Below are 9186 nucleotides of genomic sequence, written 5' to 3'. Positions count from 1 at the left end.
CCCACCGGCGGCACACGGGTGCTGGCCTACCCGGCCGCGCATTACGCGGTGGCCGACGGAAAGCAGGACTACGCCTTCGTCTATCTGAACCTGCGCATGGCCGCAGGCCGCTCGGATGCTACCAAAAAGAGAGCTGGTGACGCACTATTGGCGGCGGCTTCAGCTCATTTTGACCCTCTAATGAAGGAACGGCTGGTCGGCATCACGCTGCAGGTGGACGAAAGCCCGGGCCAGGTCTACGACGGCAAACACAGCAACCTCCATCCCTTGTTCAACAAATGACGCCCCTCTTCTGTCATTGCGGACTTGATCCGCAATCCACGGCCACAACTACCTGGATGCCGGGTCGAGCCCGGCATGACAGCAGATCCGGAAAGGACATGGTCAATGCTTGATGCCTTGCTCATCAAACAGCTGGCCGCCGAGCTGGACCATAGCGAGAAAACCCGCATACAGGTCGAGCATTTTTCAAAGCGTTACCCCGGCATGACTGTCGGGGACGGCTACGCGATTTCACGTGCGTGGGTACAAATGAAGATCGCCGAAGGGCGCGTGGCCAGGGGCCACAAGATCGGCCTGACCTCACGCGCGATGCAGATCTCCAGCCAGATCGGCGAGCCCGACTACGGCACGCTGCTGGACGACATGTTTTTTGAACCCGGCGATATTCCCGCGGTGCGCTTTATCGCGCCGCGTGTCGAGGTCGAACTGGCCTTTGTGCTGAAGAAAAAGCTGGAAGGTACACACATCACGGTGAACGACGTGCTGGACGCCACCGACTACGTGCAGCCTGCCATCGAGATCATCGACGCCCGCATCGAGCAGTTCGACCGCCACAGCAAGGTCATGCGCAAGGTGCAGGACACCATCAGCGACAACGCCGCCAATGCGGGCATTGTGCTGGGCGGCCGCAAAATGTCGCCGCAGGGCATCGACCTGCCCTGGGTTGGCGCCATCCTGCGCCAGAACGGCGTGGTCGAGGAAACCGGCCTGGCAGCCGGCGTGCAGGGCCACCCGGCCATCGGCGTTGCCTGGCTGGCCATGAAACTGGCGCCCTGGGGCGAATGCCTGGAAGCCGGCGAAGTGGTGCTGGCCGGCTCTTTCACCCGGCCTGTGGCCGCGAAAACAGGCGACCGTTTCGATGCCGACTACGGGCCACTCGGTCGCTTTGAATTTTTCTTCGCCTGAAAGGTCGCTATGCAAACCCCCATCAACACCTTCAAACAGGCCCTTCGTGACAAACAGGCGCAAATCGGCCTGTGGCTGAGTTTGTCCGACGCCTACAGCACCGAGATTTGCGCCGGCGCCGGTTTCGACTGGTTGCTGATCGACGGTGAGCACGCACCCAACGACGTACGCAGCATCCTGGCGCAGCTGCAGGTGCTCGCGGCCTATCCATCGTCGCATCCGGTGGCACGCGTGCCCATGGGCCACGGCCATGTGGGCGAGATGCTGATCAAGCAGTACCTCGACATCGGCGTGTTAACCCTGCTGGTACCCATGGTCGACACAGCTGCGCAGGCCACTGCGCTGGTGCGAGCCACGCGGTATCCGCAATATGACGCAGAGGGCAGGGACATCGGCGGTATACGCGGCATGGCCGGCGCGCGCGCTTCGCGCTGGGGGCGCTACCCGGCCTACGCACACGAGGCAAATGCGCAGATCTGCCTGCTGGTGCAGGCCGAAACACAAACCGCGCTGGACAATCTCGATGCCATTGCCGCCACCGAAGGCGTGGACGGTGTGTTCATCGGCCCGGCTGACCTGTCGGCCTCGCTGGGCCACGTTGCCAACCCGGGCCACCCGGACGTGCAGGCCGCCATTGAAAAAGCGATCAGGCGCATCCTCAAGGCCGGCAAGGCGGCCGGCATCCTGAGCACCGACGAAACGCTGGCGCGCCATTACCTGGACATGGGTGCCACCTTTGTCGCCGTCGGGCTGGACACCAACCTGCTGGTGCGCCACACCAGTGCACTGGCTGCGCGTTTCAAAACCGGCGTCGCTGCTGTGCCTGTCAGCAAAACCTATTGAACGGAGACCTGCATGAACGCCATCCTCCAGAAACCCGGAATGCACCCCGACGAATGGAAAGCTCGCGTCGAGCTGGCCGCCTGCTACCGTGTGTTTGCCATGCTCGGCTGGACCGAGATGATCTACAACCACATCACCGTGCGGCTGCCGGACAGCGTCACCAGCGGGCAAAAGCAATTTCTGATCAATCCCTTCGGCCTGCACTACAGCGAGGTCACCGCTTCGAATCTGGTGAAGATCGACCTGCAGGGCAAGGTGCTTGACGGCTCGCCGTATCCGGTGAACCCGGCGGGATTTACCGTGCATGCGGCCTTGCATGACGGCCTGTCCGACGCCCATTGCGTGATGCACACCCACACCACCTCCGGCATTGCGGTGGCCTGCAGCCAGGGCGGGCTGGCACAGAACAATTTTTATTCGGCGCAGCTGCACGACCTGGTGGCGTACCACGACTTCGAAGGCATCACCATCCATGCCGACGAAGCACCCCGCTTGCTGAAAAACATTGGCAACAAACCGGTGGTGGTTCTGCGCAACCACGGCCTGCTGGCTTGGGCCAAAACCCTGCCGCTGGCTTTTGTGCGGCTGTGGACACTGCAGCGCGCCTGCGACATCCAGATGGCACAGGCCGCCATGGGGCCGGCAATCATGGTGCCCGAAGCGGTCGCCAGAAAAACCACCCACGACTCCTTTCAGTTCGACGCCCAGTTTGGCGCCGGCCAGGACGTGTTCGATGCGCTGGTCCGGCAGGTCGATAAAATTGACATTAGCTATCAAAACTAGAGCTACTCGCGCCCGAATCCAAAGGGCTACAGGCCAAAATGACTTATAAAAACATCCAAAAAGCATGTATTTACGGCGCCGGCGCCATTGGCGGCTGGACAGGCGTCGGGCTGGCGGCTGCGGGCTGCAAGGTCAGCGTGGTGGCGCGCGGCGCAACGCTGGAGGCGCTGAACAGCCAAGGCCTGCGTGTGGTGAGCGCGGCCGGGACACGCTCGGCGGCCGTGCAAGCCAGTGCGGACCCGGCCGCGCTCGGCGTGCAGGACCTGGTGATCATCGCGGTGAAAGCGCCGGCGCTGCTCGACGTGGCTCGCCACATCGCGCCGCTCATAGGCCCCGACACCCTCGTCCTGACCGCCATGAACGGCGTGCCCTGGTGGTTCTTCCACGGTTTTGGCGGTTCCTACGCGGGCACCACCTTGAAGGCAGTAGACGCCACTGGCGAGATTGCCGCCGCCATTCCGGCGGCCAATGTGATCGGCTGCGTTGTGCATGCGAGCTGCTCGGTTGATGCGCCCGGTTTGATCCGCCACCACTTCGGCAACGGCCTCATCATCGGTGAGCCGTCGGGCGCGCAGAGCCCGCGTGTGCAAGCGCTGGCGGAGCTCCTGGTGCGCGCCGGTTTTGCAGCCAGCGTGTCGGCCCAAATTCAGAAAGACGCCTGGTACAAACTTTGGGGCAACATGACGGTGAATCCGATCAGTGCCTTCACCGGCGCCACCACCGACCGTATCCTCGGCGACGAGCTGGTGCGCGATTTCATCTCGAAGATCATGCTCGAAGCCAAAGAGATAGGTGCACGCATTGGCATCCCGATCGACCAGCAGCCGGAAGACCGGCATGCGGTGACACTCAAGCTGGGCGCTTTCAAGACCTCCATGCTGCAGGACGTGGAAGCCGGCAAGGCGGTCGAGCTTGATGCCCTGGTCAGCGTCGTGAAGGAACTGGGTGAACTGACGCAGGTGCCGACGCCGTTTACCGATGCGCTGCTGGGCCTTTCGCGCCTGCATGCTCGCGTCCATGGACTCTATCCATGACGACAGGCAAAGCCATCAGCGGCACCGCCTTCGCCACCCTGCTGCTCATCGCACTGATGATGGGCGCCAACCACGTGGCGGCGCGCCTGGCCTTCAACAACGGCGTGGATGTGGCCACGGCCGTGGCTTTTCGCAGCGTGGTCACGGCGCTGGTGGTGGCCGCCCTGCTGGCCATCCAGGGTGTGCGCATACGCTTTACCGCGCGCAACAAGCGCGTCCTGCCGGTCATCGGCCTGCTGATCGCGGTGCAAAGCCTATGCCTGTATTCAGCTGTGGCGCGCCTGCCGGTGGCGCTGGCCCTGCTGGCTTTCAACACCTACCCGATCTGGACCGCGCTGTGGGACCGGGTGCTGTACCGGCGCTCGCCCGAGCGCGCCATGCTGCTGGCCATGCCGGTGATTCTGGTGGGTCTGGCCCTGGCGCTGGACGTGTTTGGCGCGGCTTCAGGCCTGGGCGCGGCCGGGCAGTGGGGCCGTATCGGCACCGGTGTGGCCTTCGCGCTGACCGCCGCCGCCACTTTCGGCGTGGCGCTGGTGCTGACCCAGCACGAGGCCAGCGACGTGGATGGCCGCGTACGCACGCTCACCACCATGAGCACCGTCGGCCTGTTCGCGTTAGTGGGCGTGGCCTTCCAGGGTGGCTTTCAACTGCCTCAGGCGGCCATGGGTTGGTGGGGCCTGGCCGCGCTGACTTTTCTCTATGGCACGGCGTTCACCATCATGTTCACCGTGCTGCCCAAGCTGGGCGTGGCGGGCAACTCGGCCATCATGAATGTTGAGCCCGTCTTTGCGCTGGTGCTGGCATGGCTGATTTTGAACCAGGCGATTGCGCCCGTGCAGGTGGTAGGCGCCTTGCTGGTGGTGGGCGCGGTGATGGTGTTGGGCCTGCGCAAGCGCTGAGAACACGATCCGGTTAAAGTGCGCTTTTCCCGGCATCCGCTCACTATCCAGGAGACACCCCATGAAACACATCGGCGTTATCGGCGCTTCGGGCCTGATGGGCCATGGCATCGCCCGCAACCTGCAGGCCAAAGGTTTTGAAGTCAGCCTGACGGTGCACCGCAACACCGAGCGCGTGGCCGACCTGCTGGCCGCGGGGGCTCAACAGGTCGCCACGCCCGCAGCCTTGGGCATCTGCGACGCGGTCATCATCTGCGTGACCGGCTCCCCCCAGGTCGAGCAGGCGCTGGCCGGCCCGCAGGGCGTGTTGTCTGCCGCGCGCAAGGGGCTGATCGTCATCGACACCTCCACCAGCGAGCCCGAGTCCACCCGCCGCTTGGCTGCCCTGTGCGCCGAACGCGGCGCCACCCTAGTGGACGCCCCGCTGGCGCGCACACCGGTGGAAGCAGAACTCGGCAAGCTCAACACCATGGTCGGTGCCGAGCAGGCGGTGTTCGACCAGATCCGTCCGGTGCTGGCGGCCTATTGCGAAAACATCTTCCATGTCGGCGGCCCGAGCGCCGGTCATGTCATCAAGCTGCTGAACAACTTCATCGGCCAGGCCATCTGCACGGCCACCGCCGAAGCTTTTGCAGTCGGCGCCCTGGCCGGCATTCAGCCGCAAAAGCTGGTTGAGGTGGTTTCGGCGGGCGCCGTCAATTCCGGCCTCTTTCAGGCCATGGCCAAAACCCTGAACGGCGACTTCTCCGGCCTCAAGTTCGAACTGGACAACGCGCGCAAGGACTTGCGTTATTACACCCACCTGGCCGAAATGGTGAACGTGCCCTCACTCGTCGGCGAGGCCGTGCACCAGAGCCTGGCAACGGCCAGCGCGCTGGGGCAGGGCAAGAAGTTCGTCCCCGCCCTGGTAACGGCGCAGGAAAAACTGACCGGCGCGAAGATCGCGCCGCAGTAAATCGACCCCGTCTTACCATGGCGTGTTAACACCAATCCCGAGAGGGTCATGGGCCTACAGATGCGAAGACGCCATCGCCCTAAAATCGATCACCACAGAATGCCGCAGCTACTGCGGCGGACAGGACTTCATGCAAGCGACCCCAAAGCCATGTGCGATCCAGATGCTGCCTGTTGGACGTGTGGTGGGTGGCCGACGAGAGGCCACGAAAGACGGCTGGGGAAAAAACCGCTGCACGCTCGCACTTGATCCGACGCGCTTCGGCCCCGAGGCGTTGAGCGGGCTGGAAGCACTCTCTCATCTTCAAGTGCTGTTCTACTTTCACTTAGATGCGGAAGAAGCAGAGGAGGTCGGCGCGCGCCATCCACGTGGACGCACCGATTGGCCTTGCGTGGGCATCTTCGCGCAACACGGGCGCATGCGACCCAACCGCATCGGAACGTCCTATTGCCGCATTCTTGCCGTGTACGGTACTGACATAGATGTGGAAGGTCTTGATGCGGTTGATGGTTCACCGCTGCTCGATCTGAAGCCAGTTTGGATGGAGTACTTGCCAAGTGGCGAGCTACGGCAACCGGATTGGTCACACGAGTTGATGGCGTTCTATTGGTAGCCTAGCGGGTTTGCGCCCTGATCAGCTTGACCGCCTGCGGCAGGGAATTTGCCGCAGGGATGAAATGGTCAATCGTGGCGCCCAGTGCCACCGCGCAGGCAAGGGCGCCCAGCAAGGGCTTCCACGTCAGGCGCACCGCGGCCGACATCCAGCCTTCCCGCACCATGCGCACGGCTGCGCGTGCCGAGACGTAGGAAAAAGCCAACTCGACCGCCACGGTCAGCAGAACCTCGAAGCCAAAGAAAAGCAGCAGCAGGGAACCAGCGCCAAGAAAGACTGCTGCCCCAATCAGGAATATGGCCACCACCGGAATCACCACAACAGCACCTTCATCGGCGCCGCCAAGAACGTCCATCGCGCCGCCTGCTGCATCACCCAGACCGGCGCCTGCATCTGCCCCGCCACTGAAGTCACCGGTCGCACCACCTCCACCGAAATCGCCGCCCTGGCCCGACTGCAGTGTGGGCAGGTTAACGGCATCCCGGCCTGCCGGGAAATTGCCGAGAACATCAGCAAGGTCACCCGCGCCGTCTAGCGAGCCCGGGTCGCTGGAGCGTCCGACCAACACAGCCGCCCACCACCGCAATACCAGCAAATAGGAAAGATAACCTGCGCCCAGGGTGACGAGATAACGCAGGGCCAGAGAATCCACCCCGAGCATCATTTGAAGATGCGAGACCAGCCACATCATGGCCAGGGTGAAAGCGCCTATACACGCGCCGTGGATGGCCAGGCTGTGCCGCTGACGGAGTTCGCGCTCGAGCCGGCTTTCCAGCACCCGGACCGACCGCCAGTTCGACAGGTTTTTCATTCCACCTGGAAAGGCACACGCGGTGCCACCGCGCACATCAACTCATAACCCACCGTCCCGGCGGCCTGGGCAATTTCGTCGATCGACAGAATAGCCCCGCCCGAAGACCGGCCCCAGAGGGTGACCTCCGACCCCATGCCGGCATCGGGCAGTGGCGTCAGGTCCACAGTGAGCATGTCCATGCTGACGCGGCCGACCATGCGCGTGCGCACGCCGTTGACCAGAATGGGCGTGCCCGTGGTGCAGTGCCGGGGGTAGCCGTCGGCATAGCCGCAAGCCACCACACCGATACGCAAAGGCCCTTCCGCCGTGAAGCTGGAGCCGTAACCCACGGTATCGCCCGCGACGAGGTGTTGCACGCCGATGATTTTTGAGGACAGTGTCATGGTGGGCTGCAGGCCCCAATCCGCGGCGCTGTGTTCGGGAAAATCGGGCGCGCTGCCGTAGACCGCAACGCCAGGGCGCACCCAATCGGACTTTTCGCCAATAGCGGCGCCATGCCGCAAGACCGTGGCGCTATTGCTGAGCGTGCGCTCGCCGGGCAGATCATGCGTGGCGGCTTCAAAGGCATGCAGCTGCGCGGCAATGCCCTTGGGTCCGTCGGCGTCGCTGAAATGCGTCATCAGCGAAATTTCTTCCACCTGCGGCAGTGCGTTCAGGCGCGTCCAGGCCGCGCGGTAACGCTCGGGTGCGAAGCCCAGGCGGTTCATGCCCGAGTTCATTTTGAGAAACACGCGGTGCGGCACCTGGGTTTTGTGGATGGCCAGCATGTCGATCTGCTCGTCGCAATGGATGGTGTGCCACAAACCCAGGCGCGAGCACAGCTCGAGGTCGCGCAATTCAAAGCAGCCTTCCAGCAGGAGAATCGGTCCGCGCCAGTCCAGCGCGCGCAGGCGCTGGGCCTCGGCCAGGTCCAGCAGGGCGAAGCCGTCGGCACTGCGCAGTGCGTCAAATACACGCTCGATGCCATGGCCATAGGCGTTGGCCTTGACGACCGCCCAGACCCGTGCATCGGGCGCGGCAGCGCGGGCACGCGCCAGGTTGTGACTGAGGGCGGCGGCATGAACGGTGGCAAGAATGGGACGGGGCATGGTCAGGTGGCTACCGGTTGGCGTCAGATGAAAGAGGGCAAGTACGGCCGGCAAGCGAGGGTTCCCACCTGCTTGTCAAGGCCTATTTGTCGATTCTGCCAGCTTGCCGCGTGCTATAAACCTTGGTCATCAGGAGGCATTCACTTATATCGTGCAGCATCAGACGGCCTGATGCATTCGCCACAGTGATCAACACAGATTAATGAAGCTGAAGCGCGGTTTTTACACCATCATGGCAGCCCAGTTTTTCAGCTCACTGGCTGACAACGCGCTGTTCGTCGCCGCCGTGGAGCTGCTCAGGAGCAGCGGCGCGCCCAAATGGCAGCCGGCAGCCCTGGTGCCCATGTTTGCGCTGTTTTATGTGGTGCTGGCGCCGTTCGTGGGCGCCTTTGCCGACGCGCAGCCCAAGGGCAAGGTCATGTTCATCAGCAACGCCATCAAGGTAGTGGGCTGCCTGATGATGCTGTTCGGCACGCACCCCCTGATGGCCTACGCCATCGTCGGCCTGGGGGCCGCGGCGTATTCACCGGCCAAATACGGCATCCTCACCGAACTGCTGCCGGCTTCGCAGCTGGTCAAGGCCAACGGCTGGATCGAAGGCCTGACGATTGCGTCCATCATTCTGGGTGTGCTGCTCGGCGGCCAGCTGGTCGGCCACTCCGTCTCGGGCCTGCTGCTGTCGTTCGACTTTCCCGTCATCAACACCGGCATCGACACGCCGCCCGAGGCCGCCATTTGCACGCTGATCCTTCTTTATGCCATCGCGGCTTGGTTCAACACGCGCATCCCGCTGACCGGCGTGGAAATGCGGCCGATGCCGCGCAACAAGCTGGAGCTTCTGCCCGACTTCTGGAACTGCAACGCCGCGCTGTGGCGCGACAAGCTGGGGCAGATTTCGCTGGCCACGACCACGCTGTTCTGGGGCGTGTCGGGCAACCTGCGCTACATCGTGCTGGCCTGGAGCGCCGC

11 protein-coding genes are annotated in these 9186 nt (G+C 63.4%); 9 read left to right on the top strand and 2 right to left on the bottom strand.

Features of this window, described 5'->3' with window-relative positions; all coding sequences use genetic code 11:
- From ABI660_RS21590 to ABI660_RS21555, 8 genes are all read left to right on the top strand, one after another.
- Nucleotides 1-282, top strand: a 282-nt coding sequence (locus tag ABI660_RS21590) for a 5-carboxymethyl-2-hydroxymuconate isomerase (protein ID WP_348072005.1), incomplete at its 5' end; no start/stop codon positions are given.
- Nucleotides 283-387: 105 nt separating this feature from the next.
- A complete protein-coding gene (gene hpaH, locus ABI660_RS21585; RefSeq protein WP_348072003.1) occupies nucleotides 388-1188 on the top strand; it encodes a 2-oxo-hept-4-ene-1,7-dioate hydratase in 801 nt (266 codons plus the stop codon).
- Nucleotides 1189-1197: 9 nt separating this feature from the next.
- Nucleotides 1198-2031, top strand: a complete 834-nt coding sequence (locus tag ABI660_RS21580) for an aldolase/citrate lyase family protein (RefSeq protein WP_348072001.1) — start codon at nucleotides 1198-1200, stop codon at nucleotides 2029-2031.
- Between the two features lie 12 nt (nucleotides 2032-2043).
- Nucleotides 2044-2814: a class II aldolase/adducin family protein gene (locus ABI660_RS21575; protein ID WP_348071999.1), complete on the top strand. Its 771-nt coding sequence runs from the start codon at nucleotides 2044-2046 to the stop codon at nucleotides 2812-2814.
- Between the two features lie 38 nt (nucleotides 2815-2852).
- Complete coding sequence (locus ABI660_RS21570) at nucleotides 2853-3848, top strand: 2-dehydropantoate 2-reductase (protein ID WP_348071997.1); 996 nt, start codon at nucleotides 2853-2855, stop codon at nucleotides 3846-3848.
- Nucleotides 3845-4747: a DMT family transporter gene (locus tag ABI660_RS21565; protein WP_348071995.1), complete on the top strand. Its 903-nt coding sequence runs from the start codon at nucleotides 3845-3847 to the stop codon at nucleotides 4745-4747. Before ABI660_RS21570 ends, ABI660_RS21565 begins: the two co-directional genes overlap by 4 nt.
- Before the next feature lie 61 nt (nucleotides 4748-4808).
- The gene (locus ABI660_RS21560) at nucleotides 4809-5702 is read left to right on the top strand and encodes an NAD(P)-dependent oxidoreductase (RefSeq protein WP_348071993.1); all 894 of its coding nucleotides are present in this window, start codon (nucleotides 4809-4811) and stop codon (nucleotides 5700-5702) included.
- Nucleotides 5703-5832: 130 nt separating this feature from the next.
- On the top strand, nucleotides 5833-6315 hold the full coding sequence (locus ABI660_RS21555; protein ID WP_348071991.1) for a TrmO family methyltransferase: 483 nt from the start codon (nucleotides 5833-5835) through the stop codon (nucleotides 6313-6315).
- A 1-nt stretch (nucleotide 6316) separates the two neighbouring features.
- On the opposite strand, the gene ABI660_RS21550 is transcribed toward ABI660_RS21555, so the two are convergent.
- Entirely contained in the window at nucleotides 6317-7126 is an 810-nt protein-coding gene (locus ABI660_RS21550) for a hypothetical protein (protein WP_348071989.1), read from the bottom strand.
- A complete protein-coding gene (alr, locus tag ABI660_RS21545; protein ID WP_348071987.1) occupies nucleotides 7123-8217 on the bottom strand; it encodes an alanine racemase in 1095 nt (364 codons plus the stop codon). Before alr ends, ABI660_RS21550 begins: the two co-directional genes overlap by 4 nt.
- A gap of 208 nt (nucleotides 8218-8425) precedes the next feature.
- On the opposite strand from alr, the gene lplT reads away from it, so the two are divergent.
- Nucleotides 8426-9186: lysophospholipid transporter LplT (gene lplT, locus ABI660_RS21540; protein ID WP_348072007.1), on the top strand; the 761-nt coding region annotated here is incomplete at its 3' end.

This window comes from Polaromonas sp. (assembly GCF_039930745.1).
Lineage (GTDB): Bacteria > Pseudomonadota > Gammaproteobacteria > Burkholderiales > Burkholderiaceae_C > Polaromonas.
Note: the sequence above shows the minus strand (reverse complement) of the source record. Positions and strands in the feature narration are given on the sequence as shown.

Bases quoted from the DNA above. Each gene is read 5' to 3' on its own strand.
- ABI660_RS21580 (WP_348072001.1), top strand. From the start codon at position 1,198: ATGCAAACCCCCATCAACACCTTCAAACAGGCCCTTCGTGACAAACAG.
- ABI660_RS21555 (WP_348071991.1), top strand. From the start codon at position 5,833: ATGCAAGCGACCCCAAAGCCATGTGCGATCCAGATGCTGCCTGTTGGA.
- ABI660_RS21565 (WP_348071995.1), top strand. From the start codon at position 3,845: ATGACGACAGGCAAAGCCATCAGCGGCACCGCCTTCGCCACCCTGCTG.
- hpaH (WP_348072003.1), top strand. From the start codon at position 388: ATGCTTGATGCCTTGCTCATCAAACAGCTGGCCGCCGAGCTGGACCAT.
- ABI660_RS21575 (WP_348071999.1), top strand. From the start codon at position 2,044: ATGAACGCCATCCTCCAGAAACCCGGAATGCACCCCGACGAATGGAAA.
- ABI660_RS21570 (WP_348071997.1), top strand. From the start codon at position 2,853: ATGACTTATAAAAACATCCAAAAAGCATGTATTTACGGCGCCGGCGCC.
- alr (WP_348071987.1), bottom strand. From the start codon at position 8,217: ATGCCCCGTCCCATTCTTGCCACCGTTCATGCCGCCGCCCTCAGTCAC.
- ABI660_RS21550 (WP_348071989.1), bottom strand. From the start codon at position 7,126: ATGAAAAACCTGTCGAACTGGCGGTCGGTCCGGGTGCTGGAAAGCCGG.
- ABI660_RS21560 (WP_348071993.1), top strand. From the start codon at position 4,809: ATGAAACACATCGGCGTTATCGGCGCTTCGGGCCTGATGGGCCATGGC.